At 69.3% G+C, this 23,303-nt stretch carries 19 protein-coding genes and 1 pseudogene; 11 read left to right on the top strand and 9 right to left on the bottom strand.

Going from position 1 to position 23,303, the window contains the following annotated elements:
- Window positions 1-6: 6 nt before the first annotated feature.
- The 8 genes from J5V16_RS06035 to J5V16_RS06070 all read right to left on the bottom strand — a co-directional run bounded on the left by J5V16_RS06035 (window position 7) and on the right by J5V16_RS06070 (window position 8,560).
- Window positions 7-1,047, bottom strand: coding sequence for an ABC transporter ATP-binding protein (locus J5V16_RS06035; RefSeq protein WP_208495196.1), 1,041 nt, complete (start codon window positions 1,045-1,047; stop codon window positions 7-9).
- On the bottom strand, window positions 1,037-2,062 hold the full coding sequence (locus tag J5V16_RS06040; RefSeq protein WP_208495629.1) for an ABC transporter ATP-binding protein: 1,026 nt from the start codon (window positions 2,060-2,062) through the stop codon (window positions 1,037-1,039). The genes J5V16_RS06035 and J5V16_RS06040 overlap by 11 nt, the downstream gene beginning before the upstream one ends.
- 17 nt (window positions 2,063-2,079) lie before the next feature.
- Window positions 2,080-3,000, bottom strand: coding sequence for an ABC transporter permease (locus tag J5V16_RS06045; protein ID WP_208495197.1), 921 nt, complete (start codon window positions 2,998-3,000; stop codon window positions 2,080-2,082).
- On the bottom strand, window positions 2,993-4,003 hold the full coding sequence (locus tag J5V16_RS06050) for an ABC transporter permease (protein WP_208495198.1): 1,011 nt from the start codon (window positions 4,001-4,003) through the stop codon (window positions 2,993-2,995). The genes J5V16_RS06045 and J5V16_RS06050 overlap by 8 nt, the downstream gene beginning before the upstream one ends.
- A 98-nt stretch (window positions 4,004-4,101) precedes the next feature.
- Window positions 4,102-5,766 carry a peptide ABC transporter substrate-binding protein gene (locus tag J5V16_RS06055; RefSeq protein WP_243900899.1) on the bottom strand — a complete coding sequence of 555 codons (1,665 nt, stop codon included), beginning with the start codon at window positions 5,764-5,766 and terminating at the stop codon, window positions 4,102-4,104.
- A 263-nt stretch (window positions 5,767-6,029) separates the two neighbouring features.
- Window positions 6,030-6,734, bottom strand: coding sequence for a PfkB family carbohydrate kinase (locus J5V16_RS24930; RefSeq protein WP_208495200.1), 705 nt, complete (start codon window positions 6,732-6,734; stop codon window positions 6,030-6,032).
- 167 nt (window positions 6,735-6,901) lie between these two features.
- Window positions 6,902-7,273 (bottom strand): iron-sulfur cluster insertion protein ErpA, encoded by a 372-nt coding sequence (erpA, locus tag J5V16_RS06065; RefSeq protein ID WP_208495201.1) that lies wholly within the window; start codon window positions 7,271-7,273, stop codon window positions 6,902-6,904.
- A gap of 183 nt (window positions 7,274-7,456) precedes the next feature.
- On the bottom strand, window positions 7,457-8,560 hold the full coding sequence (locus J5V16_RS06070; RefSeq protein WP_208495202.1) for a glycerate kinase family protein: 1,104 nt from the start codon (window positions 8,558-8,560) through the stop codon (window positions 7,457-7,459).
- A gap of 138 nt (window positions 8,561-8,698) precedes the next feature.
- Between J5V16_RS06070 and nadA the strand changes: the two genes are divergently transcribed.
- From nadA to J5V16_RS06095, 5 genes are all read left to right on the top strand, one after another.
- Window positions 8,699-9,865: a quinolinate synthase NadA gene (nadA, locus tag J5V16_RS06075; protein ID WP_208495203.1), complete on the top strand. Its 1,167-nt coding sequence runs from the start codon at window positions 8,699-8,701 to the stop codon at window positions 9,863-9,865.
- Window positions 9,866-10,261: 396 nt separating this feature from the next.
- Window positions 10,262-11,611 (top strand): UDP-N-acetylglucosamine 1-carboxyvinyltransferase, encoded by a 1,350-nt coding sequence (murA, locus tag J5V16_RS06080; protein WP_208495630.1) that lies wholly within the window; start codon window positions 10,262-10,264, stop codon window positions 11,609-11,611.
- Window positions 11,612-11,705: 94 nt separating this feature from the next.
- Window positions 11,706-12,362: a DUF3043 domain-containing protein gene (locus J5V16_RS06085; protein ID WP_208495204.1), complete on the top strand. Its 657-nt coding sequence runs from the start codon at window positions 11,706-11,708 to the stop codon at window positions 12,360-12,362.
- Window positions 12,363-12,495: 133 nt separating this feature from the next.
- Window positions 12,496-13,575: a WG repeat-containing protein gene (locus tag J5V16_RS25425; RefSeq protein ID WP_208495205.1), complete on the top strand. Its 1,080-nt coding sequence runs from the start codon at window positions 12,496-12,498 to the stop codon at window positions 13,573-13,575.
- Window positions 13,576-13,649: 74 nt separating this feature from the next.
- Window positions 13,650-14,645 (top strand): aldo/keto reductase family protein, encoded by a 996-nt coding sequence (locus J5V16_RS06095; RefSeq protein WP_208495206.1) that lies wholly within the window; start codon window positions 13,650-13,652, stop codon window positions 14,643-14,645.
- On the opposite strand, the gene miaA is transcribed toward J5V16_RS06095, so the two are convergent.
- A complete protein-coding gene (miaA, locus tag J5V16_RS06100) occupies window positions 14,642-15,601 on the bottom strand; it encodes a tRNA (adenosine(37)-N6)-dimethylallyltransferase MiaA (RefSeq protein ID WP_408612386.1) in 960 nt (319 codons plus the stop codon). The two genes, J5V16_RS06095 and miaA, sit on opposite strands and share 4 nt — an antisense overlap.
- A gap of 114 nt (window positions 15,602-15,715) precedes the next feature.
- Here miaA and J5V16_RS06105 point away from each other — a divergent pair, with 114 nt between their 5' ends.
- The 6 genes and pseudogenes from J5V16_RS06105 to J5V16_RS25690 all read left to right on the top strand — a co-directional run.
- Window positions 15,716-16,933, top strand: coding sequence for a DUF349 domain-containing protein (locus tag J5V16_RS06105; protein WP_208495208.1), 1,218 nt, complete (start codon window positions 15,716-15,718; stop codon window positions 16,931-16,933).
- Between the two features lie 232 nt (window positions 16,934-17,165).
- The gene (locus J5V16_RS06110; RefSeq protein ID WP_208495209.1) at window positions 17,166-17,924 is read left to right on the top strand and encodes a tyrosine-protein phosphatase; all 759 of its coding nucleotides are present in this window, start codon (window positions 17,166-17,168) and stop codon (window positions 17,922-17,924) included.
- Window positions 17,925-18,211: 287 nt separating this feature from the next.
- Entirely contained in the window at window positions 18,212-20,005 is a 1,794-nt protein-coding gene (locus J5V16_RS06115; RefSeq protein ID WP_307792877.1) for an ABC transporter ATP-binding protein, read from the top strand.
- A complete protein-coding gene (locus J5V16_RS06120) occupies window positions 20,002-21,861 on the top strand; it encodes an ABC transporter ATP-binding protein (RefSeq protein ID WP_307792878.1) in 1,860 nt (619 codons plus the stop codon). The genes J5V16_RS06115 and J5V16_RS06120 overlap by 4 nt, the downstream gene beginning before the upstream one ends.
- Window positions 21,862-22,046: 185 nt before the next feature.
- A complete protein-coding gene (locus tag J5V16_RS06125; protein WP_208495211.1) occupies window positions 22,047-22,949 on the top strand; it encodes an NADP-dependent oxidoreductase in 903 nt (300 codons plus the stop codon).
- Between the two features lie 120 nt (window positions 22,950-23,069).
- Window positions 23,070-23,300: pseudogene (locus J5V16_RS25690) on the top strand (PIN domain-containing protein); the annotation flags it as partial.
- Between the last annotated feature and the right edge of the window lie 3 nt (window positions 23,301-23,303).

Below are 23,303 nucleotides of genomic sequence, written 5' to 3' on the forward strand. Positions count from 1 at the left end.
CCGGCCCTATTTCACGGCGTGGGTCACGTCCCTCTCCTCGGCGTAGAAGCAGGCGGTCGGATGTGTGCCCTTGTCCCCCACCGCAAGTGTCGGGACCTCTTCGGCGCAGTGATCGGTGGCCTTCCAGCAGCGGGTGCGGAAGCGGCAGCCCGAGGGCGGGTTGATCGGGGACGGGACGTCGCCTTGGAGGACGATCTCGTCGCGCTGGCCGCGCAGGTCCGGGTCGGGGACCGGGACGGCCGAGAGGAGCGCCTGCGTGTACGGGTGGCGGGGGCGGTCGTAGATGTCGCGGCCGGTGCCGCGCTCGACGACCTTGCCGAGGTACATGACCGCGACCTCGTCGGCGATGTGGCGCACCACGGAGAGGTCGTGCGCGATGAACACGTACGCCAGGCCCAGCTCGTCCTGCAGCCGCTCGAGGAGGTTGATGACCTGCCCCTGGATCGAGACGTCCAGGGCGCTCACCGGTTCGTCGCAGACGAGCACCTGCGGGCGCAGGGCCAGCGCGCGGGCGATGCCGATGCGCTGGCGCTGGCCGCCGGAGAACTGGTGCGGGTAGCGGTTCACATGGTCGGGGCTGAGCCCGACCATGTCGAGGAGGTCTTTGACCTCGTTGGCGCGCTTGGCTTTAGGGAGGACGTCGGGGTGGATCTCGAAGGGCTCGCCGACGATGTCGCCCACGGTCATGCGCGGGTTGAGCGAGGTGTACGGGTCCTGGAAGACCAGTTGGACGTCCTTGCGGAACGGCCGGATCCTTCGGGCCGAGAGGTTCCCGATCTCGTTGCCGTGCAGTTTGATCGAGCCCGAGGTGGGGGTCTCGAGGCCGACGAGGAGCTTCGCGAGCGTCGATTTGCCGCAGCCGGACTCGCCGACCACGCCGAGGGTCTTGCCCGGGTAGAGCCGCAGGTCCACGCCGTCCACGGCCTGTACTTTCCCTACGGTGCGTTTGACGACGACGCCCCGCTGGATCGGGAAGTGCTTCACCAGGTCCATGGCCTCCAGGACCGGCTCGGTGCTCGGGTTCGCTTGGCCGAGTTCAGCGTTCATCGGCGTAGACCTCCTCGGCGAAGTGGCAGCGGCTGCCGTGGTTCTCGGACGGTTCGAGCCACGGCGGGACCTCCGCGGCGCACTGGTCCTCGGCGGCGAAGCAGCGCGGATGGAACGGGCAGCCGCTCGGCAGGCTCGCCGGGTTCGGCGGCAGGCCGCGGATGACCTCGAGCTCCTGCCCGACCGCGTCGACGCGCGGGATCGCCCGCAGCAGCGACTTCGTGTACGGGTGGGCGGGGCGTTTGAAGGCGTCGCGGATGCCGGCCCGCTCGACCACCTCCCCCGCGTACATGACCGCCACGTCGTCGGCGACGTCGGCGACCACGCCGAGGTCGTGGGTGATGAGGATCAGGCCCATGTGCCGCTCGGCCTGGATGCGCTTGAGCAGCCGCATGATCTGGGCCTGGACCGTGACGTCGAGGGCGGTGGTGGGCTCGTCTGCGATGAGGATCTCCGGGTCGAGCGCGAGCGCCATCGCGATCATGACGCGCTGGCGCATGCCGCCGGAGAACTGGTGCGGGTAGTCGCCGACCCGTTGCTTCGCGCCGGGGATGCCGACGAGGTCGAGCATCTCGATCGCCTTCTTCCTGGCGTGGGCGCGGCTGAGGCCGCGGTGGACGCGGAAGAGCTCGCCGATCTGGAAACCGACCGACCAGAGCGGGTTCAGGGCCGAGAGGGCGTCCTGGAAGACGATCGCGATGTGGTTGCCGCGCACCGTGCGGCGCGTGTCCTCGTCCTGCTTCAGGAGGTCGACGCCGTGGAGGAGGACGCGGCCGCCGGTGATGTGGCCGGGCGGCGTGTCGAGGATGCCCATGATCGCCTGGGAGGTCACGGACTTGCCCGAACCGGACTCGCCGACGACGGCGAGCGTGCGGCCCTGTTCGAGGGTGAAGCTCGCCGAGCGGACGGCGGGGATCCGCTCGCCGCGCACCTGGAACTCGACGCGCAGGCCGTCCACTTCGAGCAGCGGGGCGTTCAGGTCGGCGCCCGGCAGGGTGTCGCCGACGACGCGCATGGTCTCTGCCACCGGTCTCACCTCAGCTTCGGGTCGAGGGCGTCGCGCAGGGCGTCGCCGAAGGTCGCGAACGCGAACACGGTCAGGACGAGCAGGGCGAGCGGCCAGGCGAAGAGGTAGACGTACCCGCCGCCGGCCCACTCGGTGCCTTTGGAGAGGAGCACGCCCCAACTGGTGGCGGGCGGCTGGACGCCGATGCCGAGGACCGCCAGGGCCGCCTCGGTGACGATGATGCCGCCGATCGTCGTCGGGACGACGGCCGTGACCGGGACGATCGCGTTCGGCAGGAGGTGCCGGAACATGATGCGTCGGTCGCTCGCGCCGAGGCACTTGGCGGCGATCACGTAGTCCAGGTTCTTCGTCTCCAGTGTGGCCGCCCGGGTGTACCGGCAGAACTCCATCCAACCGAACAGCGTGAGCGCGATCGCCGGGGCGGCGATCGTCCCCACGAGGGTGTCGGCCGAGACGCGCCCGCGGAAGAGGCTCAGGATCAGGATGGCGCCCATGAGCATCGGGATGACGATGAACACGTCGAGGGACCGCGAGATGAGGGCGTCGATCCACCCGCCGTAGTAGCCGGCGAGCAGTCCGAGCACCAGGCCGACCAGGACCGAGACGATGATGACGCTGAGCGCCAGCGCGATCGTGGGCCTCGTGCCGTGGACGAGGGTGGAGGCGAAGTCGCAGCCGAACGCGTCGGTGCCCATCGGGTGGTCGCCGGTGAACCACGTGTCGGGCCGCAGTTTCGCCTCGCGTCCCAGGCACACGGTCGGGTCCTTGTCGGTGAACAGTCCGGGGAACGCCGCCATGGCGAACACGAACAGCAGCACCGCGGTGGCGATGATGACGTCGGGGCGTTTGCGCATGGTGCGGAAGGCGTCCGACCATAGGGAGGCTTGGCGTTCCTGGGCGGCGATCGGCGCGGTCAGCTCACTCATAGCGGATCCTCGGGTCGAGTGCGGCGTAGAGGAGGTCGACGATGAGGCTCACGAAGACCACGACGAAGGCCGAGACGGTGAGTCCGACGATGACGAGGTTGCCCTCTTGGCGCTGCACCGCCTGGAAGATCATCCGGCCCATGCCGGGGATGCCCATGACGCCCTCGGTGAGCACGGCCCCGGAGAGCATGAACGCGAACAGGAAGCCGATGCCGGTGACGATCGGGATCATCGAGTTGCGGATGACGTGCACGATCGTGATGCGCATCGGCTTGAGCCCCTTGGCCTTCGCGGTCCGCACGAAGTCCGAGCCGAGGTTCTCCAGCTGGGCGGCGCGGATGAGCCGGGTCATGGTCGCGAGGCCGACGGTCCCGACGATGATGCCCGGGATGATGATCGTCGTCCACGGGTAGTCGGCGTTGTAGTTCGGTCTGAACACCTGGCCCATGAAGGACTCGGTGCCCCAGATGTCCCTGGCCCAGCGGGTGAGCGGCACCGCCACTATGTATACATAGGACAGCAGGATGAGGAACACAGGGACCGAGTCGGCCAGGATCGTGGTCCCGCGCACGGTGTGGTCGATGAACTTGCCGCGGTGCCGGGCGGCCCAGGTGCCGAGCACCATCGAGACGACGACGAGCGTGATCGTCGCGAACACGAACAGCCGCAGCGTGTTCGGGATGTAGATCCCGAGGAGCTGGCCGACGTCTCGGTTGCCGTTGAGGGTGGTGCCGAAGTCGCCTCGGACGAAGTTCTGGAGGCGGTCGACGAACGGCGCCAGGCACGGGTCGCCCACGCGCTCATAGCATTTGTTGTCGAGCCCGTAGAGCCGTTCGACCTGGGCGAGCATGCCCGGGTCGGGCGTGCGGTCCCCGCCGAAGAACAGCAGCGCGGGGTTGCCCCTGACCTGGACGGACAGCACCGTCAGGTAGTGCAGCAGGAAGAGCACGATCCCGAGGGTGAGGAGGGATTGGAGGAGGCGTCGGATGATGTAGCGTCCCATGGTTCTTTTCCAAGTCCAGAGCCGCCGGGCGGCCCCGCCGCGGGTCTGCTCGCGCAGCCGCGGCGGGTGCCCGCCCGGGCGGTCTTCAGTTGCAGGCGCTACTCGACGACGGTGACTTCTCGGAGCTCGCAGTCGCCGCCCGGCCCGCTGTAGATCGGGTGGACGTACACGTTCTCGAGCCGGTCGGTGTAGAAGTAGTTGAAGCGCTCGCCGAAGACCGGGACGCTCGGCATGTCCTCGGCGAGGATCGCCTCGGCCTCGGCGTAGAGGGCCACCGCCTCGTCGAGGGTCGCCGCGGAGCCCGCTTCGGCGATCTTGGCGTCGTACTCGGCGTTCTCCCAGCCCTGGTCGTTGACCGAGGCGCCGCCGCCGTAGATCGGCTCCAGGTAGTTCTCGTTGAGGTTGTAGTCCGGGCCCCAGCCCGAGCGGAACGGCCCGTCGAGGTTGTGCTCCTCGCGGGTGGCGAGGAACTCGGGGAAGTCCATGGTGACGAGCTCGTACTCGATGCCGAGGCTGTCCTTGATGGAGTCGCCGATGGCGCGGAAGATGTCGACGTTGTCGCTGGCGTCGTTCACCCAGATCTTCAGGTTCTCGCCCTCGGGCCAGCCCCCGGCCTGCGCGAGCAGGTCTGCGGCGGCGGCGGGGTCGTAGACGCAGTACTCGCCGCAGGAGTGCGTGCCACCGCCGAGGATGGATTCGGGGACCCACTGGTCGAGCGGGTAGAACCGCTCGGGGCCGACCACGTTCGCGACGCCTTCGCGGTCGATGGCCATCGAGATGGCGCGGCGCAGGTTGACGTCCTGGAACTTCGGGTCGTAGAGCGGGAATCCGAGCATCAGGATGCTCGGGTCGTCCTGCTGGATGTGCCGCTCGCTCAGGTCGGGGTCGTTCATGGCGTTCTCGTAGTCGGCCGCGGTCGGGCGGCAGACGTCGATGTCACCGGTCAGGAAGTCCGCCCAGCAGTCGTCGCCTTCGAGGTAGACCTTCCAGTTGACCTCGTCGATCTGGGCCGGCATGTCGCCCTTGTAGTCCTCCCAGCGGACCGCCGTGCCGCCGTTCTCGACGTCGTACGGCTCTTCGAACATGAAGGGGCCGTTGCCGATCGGCTTGGCCTCGCAGGCTTCGAGGTCCGCCAGGCACTCCTCGGCCACCGGATAGAACGCCTCGTATCCGAGCATCGTGGGGAAGCCGATGAAGGGCGCGGTCAGCTTGACCTCGATGGTGAGGTCGTCGACCGCGGTCACGCCCGAGAGGTGGGTCGTCTCGATCGGCGCCCACTCGGGGACCTCGGGGTCGGCCCACTGGTCTTCGGGCAGCGGGTCGGGGTTCATCTCCTCCCAGCCCTCGAAGGTCCCGAAGAAGTAGTTCAGCGGGAGCGAGTTGGAGGCGTAGGCGGTGCGGTCCCAGGAGCGGATGAACGCGTCGGCGTCGACCGGCTCCCCGTTGTGGAACGTCAGGCCGTCCTTGATCTTGATCGTCCAGGTCTGGTTGTCGGGAGAGGAGATCTCTTCGGCCACCAGGTTCTTCGGCTCACCGGTTTTGCGGTCGTAGTAGACGAGTCCGTCGTAGACGTTCTTGATGATCCGGTAGCCCTCGGACTCGCCGGAGCCTCCGGGGACGAGGCTGCGGATCTCGCCGATCTGCATGTTGACGGCGCCGCCGCTTCCGCCGCCTTCGCCGTCGACGTCGCCTTCGTCTCCGGCGCAGGCGGCGGTCGCCACCGTCATCCCGGCGGCGGCAAGCACCGCCACCGTCATTCGCATTCGTTTCACGAGGGTCTCCAGAGCGTGTGAGTGGGTCGTGGGATAACTCACACCATGGCGCACAACACCACCAAAAGATAGAGTGCGTTGTGAAATCGTTACCGTGCAGACGGTTGTCGGAGACCTTGGGCTGCAATCATTTCGTCCGTATTGCCTGTGGAATCCCAATTAATGAGACGCGTGTTTCCGCTGTGCGCCTTAGGGGCGCTTGATCACTGCGCGTTCAAGCTCCACAGCGTTCTTGAACTACCGCGTTCTTGGACTCACTCCGGCAGCAGATACGCCGACGCCTCGGCAGCGGCGGCCGGGCCGTAGGACTGCTCCAGGCGGTGGACGAACTCGACCGGGTTGACCGCATACCCTTGCGGCCCCACGGTTTCGAGGGCCAGCGCGGTCATCTGGGAACCGACCTCGGCGGCCCGCCGCAGGCCCATCCCCCAGCCCAGTCCGGCCAGGAGGCCGGCGGTGAAGGCGTCGGCCGCGCCGGCGGGGTCGATCATCTCGCGGCCCCGCGCGAGGGGGACGCGGATGCGGTCCATGTCGTGGCCGGCGATCTCGACGCCGTCCTGGTCGAGCGTGGTGACGCGGACGCGCACGCGCTCGAGGATCTCGTCGTCGCTCAGGCCGGTGGTGGCCTGGAGCAGCTGGTAGCGCTCCTGGGTCGAGACGAGGAACTTGGCGCCGGTGAGGAAGTCGACGGCTTCGTCGCCCTCGAGGTCGCCGGGGTCGGCGCTGAACTCGAGGCCGAGGTCGCGGCACTGGTCGGCGTAGGCGTGCATGGCCTTGGCCTCACCCGGTCCGATGTGGACGAGGCGGAGGGTGCCGCCGCGCTCCATGACCTCGATGAGGTCGAGTTCGTCGCCGTCGATCACGACCGGCTCTTGGCCGAGCCGGGTCATACCGTGGCCGACCGTCTCAGCGGTCGCTCCGGTGACGGCGGTCTTCATGCCTTGCAAGACGAGTGGCACTGGGATTGTCCTCGTTCAGTCGGGGACGCGAATGATGTGTCGCATGGAAGCGCCGATGGCGCATCGAGATCGGGCGGTGGGCCCGTGGTGGGAGCAGCCAGCCTAGCGCATGGCTCAGCCCGGCCGATCCGGAGATCGACCGGGCTGGAAGCTCGAACCGATCCCTCTTAGTGGAAGGAGTCGCCGCAGGCGCAGGAGCCCTGGGCGTTCGGGTTGTCGATGGTGAAGCCCTGCGCGTCGATGCGGTCGGCGAAGTCGATGCTCGCACCGATGAGGTAGGGGATGCTCATCTTGTCGACCACGACGCCGAAGCCCTCGTAGTCCTGGACGGTGTCGCCGTCGCGCACGTCGGTGTCGAAGTACAGGCCGTAGCGCAGACCGGAGCAGCCGCCGGGGCTGACCTCGACGCGGAGGCGCAGGCCTTCCTCGCCTTCCTGCTCGATCAGGGCCTTGACCTTGGTAGCGGCCGCGTCCGTGAGCACGACGCCGACCTTGGTGGCGTTGTCCTTGACGTCATCGGTCTGCTGAGTGGCGCTCACTAGCAACTCCCTCGTGGTGTGTGCGAGATCCGAGTCGATCGGGTCCCTTCGACAGGTCAACAGTACCCAACGGGTGGAGGGTCGGCGTTATTCCCGCCGCGGAGCGAAGGGAATCTGCGACACAGTCCGGAGGTCACGTGCCCATAGGAGTGACGCGTTCTGTCGACCAGTCCTCGACCGTACCTACTCCTGCCATTCCTTGGCCACCTTCTCGGCGAGGGAAGTGAGGCCTTCGACCGGTTCGCGCATGGCGGCCTCGGGGCTGCCGAGGAGGGCGGTCACGGAGTGGACGCCCGCGAGGTCGGGGTGCTCGTCGAGGTCGGAGCGGCCGGCGAGGACCAGGCAGGGCTTGCCGTAGGCGGCCGCGCCGGCGGCGACTTCGGCGGCGAGCTTGCCGCGCAGGCTCTGGGCGTCGAAGGAGCCTTCGCCGGTGATGACGAGGTCGGCTTCGGCGATCTTGGCGTCGAGGCCGACGGCGTCGCAGGTGAGGCGCGCGCCGGATTCGCGGCGGCCGCCGAGGAGGAAGAACGCGAAGCCGAGGCCGCCGGCCGCGCCGGCGCCGGGGAGTTCGGAGGCGCCGACCGGGCCGAGGCGGCGTTCGGCGAGTTCGGCGAAGGAGGAGAGGGACATCTCCAGGAACGGCAGCGCGGTGCCGGTGGCGCCCTTCTGCGGGCCGAACATGTAGGTCGCGCCGTGCGGGCCGAGGAGCGGGGAGTCGACGTCGGTGGCCGCGATGAACTCGACGCCGCGGGTGCGGGCGTGGCCTTCGATGTCGGCGGCGGCGGAGAGGACGCCGCCGCCGTACGGCAGGGCTGCGCCGGTCGCGTCGAGGAGGGTGAGGCCGAGGGCGGTGAGCATCCCGGCTCCGGCGTCGTTGGTGGCGGAGCCGCCGAGGCCGACGACGATGCGGCGGGCGCCGGTCTCGACGGCGTCGGCGACGATGGGGCCGAGGCCGTAGCTGGTGGTGCGGCGGGGGTCGCGTTCGGCCGCTTCGAGGAGGTGGAGGCCGCAGGCGGCGGCGGACTCGATGTAGGCGGTCTCGCCGTCGCGCAGGTAGTCGGCCTTGACGGGGCGGCCGAGGGGGTCGCAGGTCTCGACGGTGCGGCGGACCGCGCCGGGGAGGGCGTGGGCGAGGACGTCGACGAAGCCGGGGCCGCCGTCGGCGAGCGGCAGCGTGGTCACGGTGTCGCCGGAGCGGGCGCGGCGCCAGCCCGCGGCGACGGCGTCGGCGGCTTCGGCGGCGCTCATGGTGCCGGCGAACTTGTCGGGAGCTATGAGGATGCGCACACCCAGAGCCTAGCGGAGGCCCGGAAGCTGGGTGTAACCGCTTTCCGACCCTGGGGCGCGCCCACCCTGTGGACGGCTTGTCCGGATGGCGGATTCAGGCATCCCGAGAAGGGCTCGAAAAGGATTAACATTGCCGCCATGACGGGCTTCAACGAACCTGCTTCCACTCAGACCGCGCTCCTGCTCCTGGGACGCGGCACCGACTCCGGCTCCGAGCGCGGCGTCGACTGCCCCGGTGAGCTGCCCGCGCCCTCCGACCCCGACCTGGTCGAGCGCGCCCGCGCCGCCAAGGAGGCCCTGGGCGGGAACGTCTTCATCCTGGGCCACCACTACCAGCGCGACGAGGTGATCCAGTTCGCCGACGTCACCGGCGACTCGTTCAAGCTCGCCCAGCAGGCCGCCGCGCGGCCCGACGCCGAGTACATCCTGTTCTGCGGCGTGCACTTCATGGCCGAGAGCGCCGACATCCTCACCGGCGACCACCAGCAGGTGATCCTCCCCGACATGGCCGCGGGCTGTTCGATGGCCGACATGGCCACCGCCTCGCAGGTCGAGCAGTGCTGGGAGGACCTCAAGCGCATCGGGATCGCCGAGACCACGGTGCCGGTGACGTACATGAACTCGACCGCCGCGATCAAGGGCTTCGTCGGCCGCGAGGGCGGCCTGGTGTGCACCTCCTCGAACGCCGAGCGGGCGCTGCGGTGGGCCTACGAGCAGGGCGAGACGGTCCTGTTCCTGCCCGACCAGCACCTGGGCCGCAACACGATGGTCCGCGACATGGGCTACTCGCTCGAGGACTGCGTGCTCTACAACCCGCACAAGCCGAACGGCGGCCTCACCGACGAGGAGCTGCGGAACGCCAAGATCATCCTGTGGAAGGGCCACTGCTCGGTCCACGGGCGGTTCACGCTCGAGTGCGTCGAGGAGATGCGCCGCCTCGACCCCGAGGTCAACATCCTGGTCCACCCCGAGTGCAAGCACGAGGTCGTCGAGGCCGCGGACTACGTCGGCTCGACCGAGTACATCATCAGGAAGCTCGAGGCCGCCGAGCCCGGCTCGTCGTGGGCCATCGGCACCGAGCTGAACCTGGTGCGGCGCTTGGCGAACCAGTTCCCGGACAAGAAGATCTCGTTCCTGGACAAGACGGTCTGCTACTGCTCGACCATGAACCGGATCGACCTGCCGCACCTGGTGTGGGCGCTCGAAGAGCTCGTGGCCGGGCGGGTCCCGAACACCATCACCGTGGACGAGGCGACCGCCGCGTACGCGCGCGAGGCGCTCGACCGGATGCTCGCGCTGCCGTAACGCGCGTCGCACCGATGCAACCCCCGCCGCGGGCCGCGGCGTGTCTTCTGAGGGCGCGCTTCGGCCCGCGCGGGCGTTCGGCACACGCCTCGCACGGTCCGTCCGCGCACGGCTTCCGGATGCGGAGCCAGGTGCGCATGATCACCGTGGGTTATGTCGCTACCTGGGGGTTTTTCCCGTGGCCGTTCCGTTATCGTTGGTCCGCCGCGTAAATTAACGGCTTGCAGGCGCGGCCCGGAGTGTGAACCCCGGGCGTACGGCGCGATGCGGCCCGCACTCCAAGTTCCCGGCTTCAGTTCCCAGAACTCCACCCACCGAGGAGACCTCTTGAGCAGCACCGACGCCACCCCCGAATCCACGCCTTCAGCGCACGTCGAGGCTGTGCCTTCCGAAGACATGCTGATCATCCACGGCGGTACCCCCCTCGAAGGCGAGGTCCTGGTCCGCGGTGCGAAGAACCTGGTCTCCAAGGCCATGGTCGCCGCCCTCCTGGGCACCTCCCCCTCGGTCCTGCGCTCGGTGCCGGCGATCCGCGACGTGGAGGTCGTGACGGGGCTGCTGCGCGTCCACGGGGTCGACGTCGAGCTCGACGGCGACACGCTGTACATGGACCCCACCTCGGTCGAGTCCGCCGGCGTCGAGGAGATCAACGTCCACGCCGGGACCAGCCGCATCCCGATCCTCCTGTGCGGGCCCCTCCTGCACCGCCTCGGCCGCGCCTTCATCCCCGACCTCGGCGGGTGCAACATCGGCGGCCGCCCCATCGACTTCCACCTCGACGCGCTCCGCAAGTTCGGCGCGGTCGTCGAGAAGAGCGCCGACGGCACGCACCTGTCGGCCCCCAACGGCCTCCACGGCATCCGCTACGAGCTCGAGTACCCGTCGGTGGGCGCGACCGAGCAGGTGCTGCTCACGGCCGTGATGGCCAAGGGCACCACCGAACTGCGCAACGCCGCGATCGAGCCGGAGATCATCGACCTCATCTGCATCCTGCAGAAGATGGGCGCGATCATCAAGGTCCACACCAACCGCGTCATCGAGATCGTGGGCGTGGACGAGCTCAAGGGGTACTCGCACCGGGCCCTGCCCGACCGCATCGAGGCCGCTTCGTGGGCCTCGGCGGCGCTCGCCACCCAGGGCAGCGTGTTCGTGCGCGGCGCGCAGCAGGCCGACATGATGACCTTCCTCAACGTGTTCCGCTCCATCGGCGGCGCGTACGAGGTCGACGACGATCCCGTAGAGGGCGGCATCCGCTTCTGGCACCCGGGCACCCCGCTCAAGCCCGTCGCGCTCGAGACCGACGTGCATCCGGGGCTCATGACCGACTGGCAGCAGCCGATCGTCGTGGCGCTCACCCAGGCCGACGGCCTGTCGATCATGCACGAGACCGTGTACGAGAACCGCTTCGGCTACACCTCCGAGCTGCGCCGCATGGGCGCCAACATCGAGCTGTACTCCGACTGCCTGGGCGGCACGCCTTGCCGCTGGGGCCGCCGCAACTTCCTGCACTCGGCCGTCATCGCCGGGCCCTCGAAGCTGCACGCCGCCGACCTGCAGATCCCGGACCTGCGCGCCGGGTTCAGCCACCTGATCGCCGCGATGGCCGCCGAGGGCACCTCGCGCGTCTACGGCGTCGACCGCTACATCACGCGCGGCTACGAGAACTTCGAGGCGAAGCTCCTCGGCCTCGGCGCGAAGATCGAGCGGCCGGCCCCGGCCTCGGCGCAGCTTGCAAGCCGTGACTGAGCACTGCGGGCGAGCTGAGACGGAGCCGGTCGAGAACGCGTAGGTATGCTTGGGGAGCAGCATCCCGCAGCGAGTCGAGGAAGGCCTTAAGTCCGTGGCGAAGAAGTCCGTGCAGGCGGAGACACCTGCTCCCGAGGAGACCCAGACGGCTTCCGCCACCGACAAGAAGGGGAAGGCCACTCCCAAGCGGCCCAACCAGTCCAAGGCGCGCCCGCCGGTCAACCCGCCGCTGACGGCGAAGGAGAAGCGGGAGGCCCAGAAGAAGGCCGGCCCGCTCACCAAGGAGCAGAAGAAGCAGGCCCGGGAGGACATGCGCAACGAGCGCGCGCGCATCGCCGAGGGCCAGTGGAAGGGCGACCCGCTCTTCGACAAGTACCACCTGCCCCGCGACCGCGGCGCCGAGCGGCTGCTCGTGCGCGACATCGTCGACTCGCGCTGGTCCTTCGGCCAGTACTACATGTTCGGCGCGTTCGGCATCCTGATCCTCTCGACCTCCGGTTCGGTGCAGCTGCAGAGCTACCTGTTCATCGCGCTCATAGCGCTGACGGCCGTCATCGTGCTCGAATCGGTGCTGCTCTCGCGGCGCGTGAAGCGCATCGTGTCGAAGCGCTTCCCGAAGTCCGAGCAGCGCAAGGGCGGCCTGTACTGGTACGCGATCCAGCGGAGCATCATGCCCCGCTCCATGCGCAACCCGCGCCCCCGCATGAGCTACAAGGCGAAGGAAGACGACCTCGGCAAGGTCGTCAAGTAAGGTGTGACGGGTCTGCCCGGCCCGTCCTCCTTTGCACCGGTCCGGCCCGGGATCGTTCTGCTGTCGTCCCCGGGTCGTCCATGGCTTACCCTCGAAATGTCGTAGCCCTCTCTGACCCCGGAAAGTAGTCAACGTGGTGGATGTCGCGGCGGACTTGCGGGCGGGGCTGTTCCGCGCCCTCGGCCCACTCGATCGCGCCACCATGCGGCACGCGATCGCCGACACCGTCGCCCTCCAGCACATCCGCGAGGAGGCCACGATGCGGCTCGCCCGGGCCGCCGCCGAGGCCGACCAGTCCCGGCTGCTCGGAGTGCGGGCCGTCATCCTGCGCGTGCTCGGCGACTTCGACGGCGCCGAAGTGGACGCCGCGGCCGCCGTCAAGTACGCCGAGGCCGTCGGCGCCGACCTCCTCCTGGCCCCCGCCCGGGCCCGCCTCGCGCAGGTGCTGCGCGTGCGCGGCCGCTATGAGGAGGCCGACCAGCTGTTCGCGCTCGCCGAGGCCGGGGAGCTGCCCCGGACGCTCACGGGCGCGGTGCGGGCCTACGCGGGGCTCTCGTGCATCGCGCAGGGGCGCATCACCGAATCGCTCATCCACGTGCAGCGCGCCTCCGAGCAGAACCCGCACGGATTCGTCATGCAGATCGTCGAGACCGCGCTCTCGCTCATCGAGGAGCACGCCGCGAAGGCCGGGTTCGGGCCGTCGCCGCGCGGCTGGCCCGAACGCGCCGGGTACCCCGCGCCCGAGCGGTTCCAGGACCCGCAGACCGGCCGCTTCGGCTACCTCGGCGCGGACGGGCGGCCCGTCGTGCAGGCCGCGTTCAGCCAGGCCGGGGACTTCCGCGGCGGCGTGGCTGCCGTGTGCCAGGCCGACTGGGGCGCGATCGACCGCACCGGCACCGTCGTCGTGCCGATGCTCTACAGCTCCATGGAGAGTCCGACCACGGACGGGCGCACCGTCACCGGGTTCGTCAACGGCGTCGCCGTCGCCTCCCAGCGCGGGCGCGTGCTCGTCGTCCACAAGACCGGGCGCGTGGTCGTGCCCCCGCGCTACCAGCGCGTCGAGGTGCACCCGTCCGGGTTCCTCGCCTCCGACGGGTACTCGTGGGGCGCACTCGGCTTGGACGGCAACGAGATCGTGCCGGTGCGGGTGGATCGCGCAGAGGCGCTGCGCACGCTGGACGCGGCCGTGTCGATCGACGACGGGCCGCTGTAAACGCACAGCGTGCGCGCATCGTCTGTGATCTTGGAGTCTTTGACGCTAGCCGCTCGGCAGGTAATCTCTTTCGCATGGAGTTTCGTCATCTCGGCCGCTCAGGCCTCGTCATTTCCGAACTGGTCTACGGCAACTGGATCACCCACGGCGGGCAGGTGGAAGAGGACGCCGCCGTCGCGTGCGTCAACGCCGCCCTCGACGCCGGCATCACCACCTTCGACACCGCCGACGTCTACGCGCAGGGCGCCGCTGAGGAAGTCCTCGGCCGCGCGCTGAAGGACCAGCGCCGCGACGGCCTGGAGATCTTCACCAAGGTCTACTGGCCGATGGGCCCGGGCAAGAACGACCGCGGCCTCTCGGCCAAGCACATCAAGGAGTCCATCGACAACTCGCTGCGGCGCCTGCAGACCGACCGCGTGGAGCTGTACCAGGCCCACCGCTGGGACGTCGAGACCCCGCTCGAGGAGACCATGCAGGCGTTCGCCGACGTGGTCCACTCCGGCAAGGCCCACTACATCGGCGTCTCCGAGTGGACCGCCGACCAGATCCGCGCCGGCGCCGAGCTCGCCAAGGAGCTGAAGATCCAGCTCGTGTCGAGCCAGCCGCAGTACTCGGCCCTGTGGCGGGTCATCGAGGCCGAGGTCGTCCCGGCCTCCGAGGAGCTGGGCATCGGCCAGATCGTCTGGTCGCCGCTGGCCGGCGGCATCCTCTCCGGCAAGTACAAGCCGGGCCAGGCCGCTCCGGCGGGCTCGCGCGGCGCCGACCCGAAGTTCGGGCGGTTCGTCGAGGGCTGGATGAACGACGACGTGCTCGGGCGAGTCCAGCAGCTCGGCCCGGTCGCCGAGGAGCAGGGCCTCACCATCGCCCAGCTGAGCCTGGCGTGGGTGCTGCAGAACTCGAACGTCTCGGCCGCGATCATCGGCGCGACCCGCCCCGAGCAGGTCCAGGAGAACGTCAAGGCCGTCGGCGTCAAGCTCGACGACGAGGTCATGGAGAGCATCAACAAGCTCCTCGAGCCGGTCGCGGTGACCGACCCGAAGGAGACCACGGCTCCGAACCCCCGCGCCTAGCGCCGGGCGACGCCCGCGTGCGCTCGGATCGTCTCGAGCGCGCGCGGCACGAGCTCCGGATCGGCCGCATCGAACCACTCGATGCGGCCGTCTCTTTTGAACCAGGAGCGCTGGCGGCGCACGAAGCGGCGCGTGCCCTGCACGGTGAGGCGGAAGGCCTCGGCCTCGTCGTACTCCCCCGCGAAGTGCGCGAGGACCTGCTGGTAGCCGAGGGCGCGCGACGCCGTGCGTCCGTCACGCAAACCCTGTGACTCGAGTTCACGGACCTCGGCGAGGAGGCCGGCGTCCCACATGGTCTGGACGCGGCGCTCGATGCGCTCGTCGAGGACCGGGGTGTCGAGGTCGACGCCGATGCGGACGGCTTCGATGTGGGCCTTGGGTTCGGGCAGGCTCGCGGTGAATGAGCCGGTGAGTTCCACGACTTCGAGCGCGCGCACCACGCGGCGGCCGTTCGAGGGCAGGATGGCCTGCGCGGCGGCGGCGTCGAGGACCTTGAGGCGCTCCCAGAGCGCGGTCGAGCCCTCGCGTTCGAGGTCGGCTTCGAGGCGGGCGCGGATCTCGGGGTCGGTGCCGGGGAAGTCCATCTCGTCCAGCGCGGCCTGCACATAGAGACCGGAGCCGCCGACGAGGACCGGGCGCTTCCCGCGGGAGCGGATGTCGGCGATCGCCTCGCGGGCGAGGTGCTGGTAACTGGCCACATCGGCCGGTTCGGTGACATCGAGGACGTCGAAGACATGGTGCGGGATACCGCGCTTCTCGGACTCGGTGATCTTCGCGGTGCCGATGTCCATGCCCCGGTAGAGCTGCATCGAGTCGGCGTTGACGACCTCGCCGTCCATGGTTTCCGCGAGTGCCACGGAGAGGGCGGTCTTCCCCGCTGCGGTGGGGCCTACGACGGCGATCACCGGCGGCTGTAGGGTGGGGAGGCTGCCAGCGTGCGATGCAGAGCCCAACAGAACGACCCCTTCGGTTCAAGTGTCGGCACCACCCGGCTGGCGGCGACCCGTCAACCACCGTAAGGTACGGGAAGTACGTCCCTAAGTTCGTGTGAAGGATTTGAGATTACCGCGATGAGTGACCTCGGAGACTGGACCAGCTTCGGCCGCGTTGACGCCGACGGCACGGTCTATGTGAAAACCTCCTCCGGCGAGCGCGCGGTCGGCTCCTGGCAGGCCGGCTCCACCGAGGAGGGCCTCGCGCACTTCGCGCGCAAGTACGCCGACCTCGTGGTCGAAGTCGATCTCATCGCCGCCCGCCTGAACTCGGAGTCCGCCGACGTCGAGCAGGCCGCCTCGCAGCTGCGCAAGCTCCGCGAAGGCCTCGACACCGCGGCCGTGGTCGGGGACGTCGACGCCCTCGCCGCGCGCCTCGACGGCCTCTCGAAGCACGCCGAGGACAAGCTCGGCGAGTTCAAGGCCGCGAAGGACGCCGAGCGCGCCGAAGCGGTCGCCGCCAAGGAGGCCCTGGTGGCCGAGGCGGAGGAGCTCGCGGCGAAGGACAGCCACTGGAAGGCCTCGGGCGCGCGCTTCTCGGAGATCATCGAGGAGTGGAAGGCGATCCACGGGGTCGACCGCAAGACCGACCAGAAGCTGTGGCGCCGGTTCTCGGCCGCGCGCGACACCTTCACGCGCCACCGCGGCGCGTACTTCTCGCAGCTCGACGCCGAGCGCAAGGTCATCGGGTCGAAGAAGGAAGAGCTGATCGCCCGCGCCGAGGCGCTGTCGACCTCGACCGACTGGGGGCCCACGGCCGACGCGCTCAAGGGCCTCATGGCCGAGTGGAAGGACGCCGGGCGGCTCGCGCCCGACGCCGAGCAGAAGGCCTGGAAGCGGTTCCGGGCCGCGCAGGACGTGTTCTTCAACGCCCGCTCGGAGGTGTTCTCGGCCCGCGACGCGGAGCTCGAGGCCAACCAGGCGGCTAAGGAAGAGCTCCTGAAGCAGGCCGAGGCGCTGGACATCGAGGCCGACCCGAAGGCCGCGCAGAACGCGTTCCGCGAGCTGCAGGCCGGCTGGCACGACATCGGCGCGGTCCCGCGCAAGAACCAGGCCAAGCTGCAGCGGCGCCTGCGCAACGTCGAGGACAAGCTCCGCGACGCGCTGGACACCGCGTGGCGCAAGGTCCCGGTCGAGAAGAACCCGCTGCTGCTCCAGATGCGCCAGCAGGTCGCCGAGGCCGAGGAGAAGCTGGAGCGCGCGAAGGCCGACGGGAACGCGGGCCGCATCAAGAAGGCGGAAGCGGACCTGGCGAGCAAGAAGCAGTTCCTGCAGCTTGCGGAAGGAACCAAGTAACACAGCTGCAGCTTGCGGAAGGAACCAAGTAGCAGAGCCTGGCTCTGGCTGAGGGCTCCGAATAGGCGAAACCTGCCGTTGGCCCGGGGTTCGCGGAAACGCGTCAGCGCGTTCGCGGACCGATCGGGATAATGGGACAGGGCTACAACGGCGTGGACCGAGAGGTTCACGTCGTTCGCTTTGCCCCGGCCGTTCCCCGCAGCGCACCCCGTCGACAGGAAGGCAGCCGCACATGGTCCTCGAGCACAACCCGCTGGAGACGCTCCCCCCGCAGTTCATCCCGACCGAGAACATCTTCAACCTCCGCGATGTCGGCGGCTGGAACGCCGCCGAGGGCAAGAAGGTCAAGACCGGCCAGGTCTACCGCTCAGACAACTTCGGCAACGCGACCGAGGCCGATATCGACCACGTCGTGAACCACCTCGGGATCAAGCACGTGATCGACCTGCGCCGCGCCGAGGAGTGGGAGGAGTCGGACCGCTTCCCCCACATCGACGGGGTCGAATTCCACCACTACGAGATGCTCCACATCAAGTGGGAGCACATCGGACTGCGGGCGACCGGCATCTCGGACGAGGCCGAGCTCATCGAGTTCCTGCGCCACCGGTACACCGGGATGATGGAGTCCGGGTACAAGGCGGTGCGCGACACGCTCGAGGTGATCGCGAGCGGCGACCCGGTGGTCTTCCACTGCATGGCCGGAAAGGACCGCACCGGGATCATCGCGGCCGTGCTCCTCTCGATCCTCGGGGTCGACGACGAGGACATCGCCGCCGACTACCAGCTGACTCGCCACGGCTCGGCGCGGTGGCGCGTGTGGCGGGACGCCAAATTCGGCAAGCCCGCGATCGAGGGCGGCCTGGACGTCCCGGCGGAGGCGATGCGCCAGACGATCGCTGAGATGAACGCGCGCTTCGGTTCCCTGGAGCGGTACGCGGAGGCGACCGGCTTCAAGGACGCGGACCGCCTGCGAACGCAGCTGCTCGTGTAGCCGCTCTTTGGTGATCGCCCCGGCACTTTCGGTGTCGGGGCCTCGTTTTGTCGGACCCTGGCCACAGGATCGAGGCGGGGCCGTGGGGCACTACCCACCCAGGGCGGGTGGAGGGCGCGGCGCGGCGACCACGCCCGCCCGCGTCACCGCACCGCCGCCACTCACGTCCCGCGAGCGGCTGTCGGCCCCCGGCCGCCTACCGGTCGGCAGGTGAAATTCGATTGCCCGGTGTCGTACCCTGCTCGTACGGTGGTCGGGTGGGCTCAGAGCGGTTGAAAACTCCAGAAGTGTCCGAACCAGACGATCTCGAGCCACAGGAACCGCCACCCGCCGAGAAGACGGCGCTGACGAACCTGTGGCGCATCAAGAAGTACCTCTACCCGTACCGGTACCGGCTGGCGCTGCTGTGGACGATGGTCCTGCTGAACATCGCCTCCGGCCTGGCCATCCCCCCGCTGGTGGGCAGGGCCATCGACGGCCCGATCCACGACGGCGACATGCGGGGCCTGTGGGTCATCGTCGGCTTCATCGCGCTCCTCGGCGCTGCCGACGCGGTCCTCCAGCTCGCCCGGCGCTACATGCAGACCACGACCGCCATGGCGATCGAGGCGGACATGCGCGCGGGCCTCTACGAGCACCTCCAGCGGCTCCACACCGGCTTCCACGACCGCTGGCAGACCGGGCAGCTCCTCGCCCGCGTCACCTCCGACCTCGGCATGATCCGGCGGTTCTTCGCCGGCGGCCTGGTCTTCGCGATCACCTCGATCGGCATGATCGTGATCATCCTGGCGCAGCTGCTGTTCATCGAGTGGCGGCTCGCGCTCATCGTCGCGGCCTCGGCCGTGCCGCTGTTCCTCATCGGCCGCAAGTTCTTCCGGGAGTACCTGCCCGCAGCGCGGTCCGAACAGGACCAGTCCGGCGAGGTCTCGAGCGCCGCGGAGGAGTCGGCGCTCGGCATCCGGGCGATCAAGGCGCTCGGGCGCGGGCCGCTCATGGCCGCGCGCTTCGAGAAGGAGGCGGCCGAGCTGCGCGACCGGGGCATCAACAAGAGCCTCATCGCGTCCCGCTCCTGGTCGGGTTATGACGCGATCGCGACCACGGCGGTCGGCGCGGTCCTCGTCTTCGGCTCGGTGATGGTCGCCGAAGGACGGATGACCGTGGGCGACCTGACCGCGTTCGTCATGCTGCAGCTCGCGCTGCTGTGGCCGATCGAGGCCTCGGGCTGGGTCATGGCCCACGGCAACGAGGCCATGACCGCCGCCGACCGCGTCTACGAGGTCTTCGACACCGAGCCGGCCATCAAGGACCGGCCCGGCGCGAAGGCCGTCGACCGCAGTGAAGTGCGCGGCGAACTCGTCTTCGAGGACGTGCGCTTCGGCTACGAGGACGACTCGCGCGACATCCTGCGCGGCGTGAACCTGCGGGTCAAGCCCGGCGAGACCGTGGCGATCGCGGGCAAGACCGGGTCGGGCAAGTCCACGCTCGTGTCGCTCCCGTCGCGGCTGAACGACCCGACCGGCGGCCGCATTCTCCTAGACGGCACCGACATCCGCGACCTGCAGCTCGCCAACCTGCGCTCGGTGGTGACCACCGCGTTCGAGGAGGCGACCCTGTTCTCGATGAGCGTGCGCGAGAACCTGGCGCTCGGCCGCCCCGACGCGGACGAGGCCGATCTCGAAGAGGCCCTTCGGGTCGCGCAGGCCGAGTTCGTGCACGACCTGCCGTACGGGCTTGACACCCGCATCGGCGAGCAGGGCCTCTCGCTCTCCGGCGGCCAGCGCCAGCGCCTCGCGCTCGCGCGGGCCGTGGTGGTGCGTCCGGCGGTGCTGGTGCTCGACGACCCGCTGTCGGCGCTCGACGTGCATACCGAAGAGCTGGTGGAGAAGGCGCTCGCGCAGGTGCTGCGCGGGACTACCGCGCTGGTAGTGGTGCACCGGCCGTCGACGGTGGCGCTCGCGGACCGCGTGGCGCTGCTGCACGAGGGCCGCATAGCGGCGTTCGGGAAGCATTCGGAGCTGATGGCCTCGAGCCCGGAGTACGTCGACGTGCTCTCGGCGGAGTCTGAGGAGGTGGCGGCGTGACGGTTACCGATAAGCCCGCTGACAAGCACGTGTCGTGGCGGGGCCAGGCGGAGTCGGCCGAGGCCGACCGCACGAGCGCCGAAGTGGACGATGCGGCGGCGATCAAGGAGCTGCGGGCGCAGTCGCGGCGGCTGCTGGGGTCGATGCTGCGGCCGCATAAGAAGGCGATCGGGTTCCTGTGCCTGATCCTGGTGGTGCAGAACTTCACGAGCATGGCGACGCCGCTGCTGGTGATGTTCGGGATCGACAATGCGATCCCGGCGATCAGCGAGCGCGACGACTACTCGGTGCTGATCGGTATCGCGGTGGCGTTCGCGGTCGTCGCGATCACGAAGTACGTGTGCGTGCGGCTGTACATCGCGCAGTCGGCGAAGGTCGGCAACGCGATGCTGTTCGCGTTGCGGCTCAGGGTGTTCCGCAAGTTCCAGGACCTGTCGGTGTCGTTCCACGAGCGGTTCACGTCGGGCCGGGTGACGGCGCGGCAGAGCTCCGACATGGAGTCGATCCGGGAGATGACCGAGAACGGCGTGGACGACCTGGTGCTCGCCGGGTTGAACGTCGTCACGATCACCGTTGTGATGCTGGTGATCGACCCGCGGCTGGCGGTGGTGACGCTGCTGACGTTCCCGCTGATGTTCCTGCTGGGCCGCTGGTTCAACCGGGTGTCGACCCTGGCGTACCGGCGGGCGCGCGAGACCGTGGCGCTGCTCATCGTCTACTTCGTGGAGTCGATGGGCGGGGTGCGCGCGGTGCAGGCGTACCGGCGCGAGGAGCGCGACCGGGAGCTGTTCGCGGGGCTGAACATCGACAACCGGTTCGCGCAGGCCAAGGGCCACCAGCAGAACGCGTTCATGTCCGGCGGGATGCGGGCGATCGGCCACCTGGCGACCGTGGTCGTGCTGGTGTTCGGCGGTTGGCAGGTCATGCAGGGCAACACCGAGGTCGGTGTGCTGGCGGCGTTCCTGCTGTACATGAAGCGGTTCTTCGACCCGCTGAACGAGCTGGTGCAGTTCTACAACGTGCTGCAGTCGGCGACGTCGGCGCTCGAGAAGGTCTCGGGCGTGCTGGACGAGGAGATCGAGGTGGCCGAACCGGAGTCGCCGCGTTCGATCGAGTCGCTGCACGGCGAGCTGCGCTTCGACGACGTGCGCTTCCAGTACCGGGAGGACCAGGTGGTACTGCCGGGCCTTGACCTGCGCATCCCGGGCGGCCAGACGCTGGCGCTCGTCGGCGCGACGGGCGCGGGCAAGACGACGATCGCGAAGCTCGTGAGCCGCTTCTACGACCCGAAGTCGGGCACGGTGTCGCTCGACGGCGTGGACCTGCGGGACCTGACCGAGCGGGACCTGCGCGAGAACATCGTGATGATCACGCAGGAGAACTTCCTGTTCAACGGCACGATCGCGGAGAACATCGAGCTGGGACGGCCCGGTTCGAGCCGCGAGCGGATCGAGGAGGCCGCGAAGGTCGTCGGCGCGCACGAGTTCATCGAGGCGCTGCCCGAGGGGTACGACACGCACGTGCGCAAGCGCGGCGGGCGGCTCTCGGCGGGGCAGCGGCAGCTCGTGGTGTTCGCGCGGGCGTTCCTGGCCGATCCGCGGGTGCTGATCCTGGACGAGGCGACCTCGTCGCTCGACATCCCCTCGGAGCGGCTGGTGCAGCGGGCGCTGCGCACGATCCTGGCGGACCGGACGGCGATCATCATCGCGCACCGGCTGTCCACGGTGGAGATCGCGGACCGGGTGCTCGTGCTCGAGCACGGCCGCGTGATCGAGGACGGCCACCCGGAGGAGCTGATCGACCGCGGCGGCGAGTACGCCACGCTGCACCGCCAGTGGGCGGACAGCCTCGTCTGACGCACCGGGCGGGCGCCGATCAGGCCGCCCGCCCGAAAATTCCCGCGCGACGGGAACAGCGCCGATGATCACGAACGGCGGTGAATCGGAATGGGCGGGCGGCGGCGGACGGTTGGACCTGCGGTAACCGTGAATCCCCCCGGGCCGTGAATGTTCATGGCCCGCATGCAGAAAGACAGGTCGCCATGTTCGCCCTCACCTTCTCCGAATACGGACCCTCCGATGTGCTCGCCGTGACCGAAGTGCCGGAGCCGCACGCCGGTCCGGGCCGGATCCGCATCAAGGTCCGCACCGCGGCGGTCAACCCGGTCGACTGGAAGATCCGGGCCGGGTTCCTCCAGGAGGTCTACCCGGTCGACTTCCCCGGCATTCCCGGCTGGGACTCGGCCGGCGTGGTGGACGAGGTCGGCGAAGGCGTCACCGGCGTCGCGGTGGGCGACGAGGTCATCGGGTTCGGGCCGACCGCGCAGGCCGAGTATGTGGTCGTGGAGCACTTCACCGCGAAGCCCGCGGCGATGAGCTGGGAACTCGCGGCGGGCCTGCCCACCGCCGCCGAGACCGCGGTGCGCTCCCTCGAGCTGCTCGGCCTCGAGGCCGGGCAGACCGTGGTGATCGACGGCGCGGCCGGCGCCGTTGGCAGCGCCGCGGCGCAGTTCGCGGTCGCCAGGGGCCTCACCGTCATCGGCACCGCGAGCGAGGGCAACCACGAGTACCTGCGGTCGATCGGCGTGCAGCCCACGGTGTACGGCGAAGGCCTGGCCGAGCGGGTGGCCGCGCTGGCACCCGGCGGCGTCCACGGCGCGATCGACACGGTCGGGGCCGGGTCACTGCCCGAACTCGCCGCGATCACCGGTGAGCCGAGCCGGGTCGTCACGATCGCGGACTTCTCCGGCTCGGTGCCCGAAGCCCAGGTGTCGACCTACGCGAGCGCCTACCACGCGCTCGGTGAAGCGGTCGCGCTCTTCGAAGCGGGCAAGTTCGATCTGCGCATCGACTCGGTCCACGAACTCGCCGACGCGGCCAAGGCCCAGGACGCGAGCCAGTCCGGCCACGCCGCGGGCAAGATCATCCTGAACGTCGCGAACTAGGGGCCACGGCGCGGGAGGACGGCGCATTGCACCGTCCTCGCACGCCAGACGAAAGCGGCGGTCTACGCGCTCGGCCCGATGTCGGATCGCGGTGTCCTGGGGATCTGCTCGATGAGCGTCATGGAGAGGCTGACCAGCTCGCGCGGCACCCGCGACGCAGAAGTCTGGCTCGAGCTCAGTCTGCAGTTCGAGCGGCTCGCCATGCCCGACAAGATCTGGGACCGCGCGATCGAAGTCCAGAGCAAGCTGGTGGAGAAGTCGCTGCACCGGTCCGTCAAGCTCCCCGACCTGCTCATCGCCGCTACCGCAGAGCGGCATGGGGTGAGTGTCCTCCACTACGACCACGACTACGAC

It is taken from the genome of Glycomyces niveus, assembly GCF_017592475.1.
GTDB lineage: Bacteria > Actinomycetota > Actinomycetes > Mycobacteriales > Micromonosporaceae > Glycomyces > Glycomyces niveus.

What these genes read in the sequence shown, in the direction of transcription:
- J5V16_RS06035 (WP_208495196.1), bottom strand. Translation starts at nt 1,047, where the DNA reads ATGAACGCTGAACTCGGCCAAGCGAACCCGAGCACCGAGCCGGTCCTG.
- J5V16_RS06040 (WP_208495629.1), bottom strand. Translation starts at nt 2,062, where the DNA reads ATGCGCGTCGTCGGCGACACCCTGCCGGGCGCCGACCTGAACGCCCCG.
- J5V16_RS06045 (WP_208495197.1), bottom strand. Translation starts at nt 3,000, where the DNA reads ATGAGTGAGCTGACCGCGCCGATCGCCGCCCAGGAACGCCAAGCCTCC.
- J5V16_RS06050 (WP_208495198.1), bottom strand. Translation starts at nt 4,003, where the DNA reads ATGGGACGCTACATCATCCGACGCCTCCTCCAATCCCTCCTCACCCTC.
- J5V16_RS06055 (WP_243900899.1), bottom strand. Translation starts at nt 5,766, where the DNA reads ATGCGAATGACGGTGGCGGTGCTTGCCGCCGCCGGGATGACGGTGGCG.
- nadA (WP_208495203.1), top strand. Translation starts at nt 8,699, where the DNA reads ATGACGGGCTTCAACGAACCTGCTTCCACTCAGACCGCGCTCCTGCTC.
- murA (WP_208495630.1), top strand. Translation starts at nt 10,262, where the DNA reads ATGCTGATCATCCACGGCGGTACCCCCCTCGAAGGCGAGGTCCTGGTC.
- J5V16_RS06095 (WP_208495206.1), top strand. Translation starts at nt 13,650, where the DNA reads ATGGAGTTTCGTCATCTCGGCCGCTCAGGCCTCGTCATTTCCGAACTG.
- J5V16_RS06105 (WP_208495208.1), top strand. Translation starts at nt 15,716, where the DNA reads ATGAGTGACCTCGGAGACTGGACCAGCTTCGGCCGCGTTGACGCCGAC.
- J5V16_RS06110 (WP_208495209.1), top strand. Translation starts at nt 17,166, where the DNA reads ATGGTCCTCGAGCACAACCCGCTGGAGACGCTCCCCCCGCAGTTCATC.
- J5V16_RS06125 (WP_208495211.1), top strand. Translation starts at nt 22,047, where the DNA reads ATGTTCGCCCTCACCTTCTCCGAATACGGACCCTCCGATGTGCTCGCC.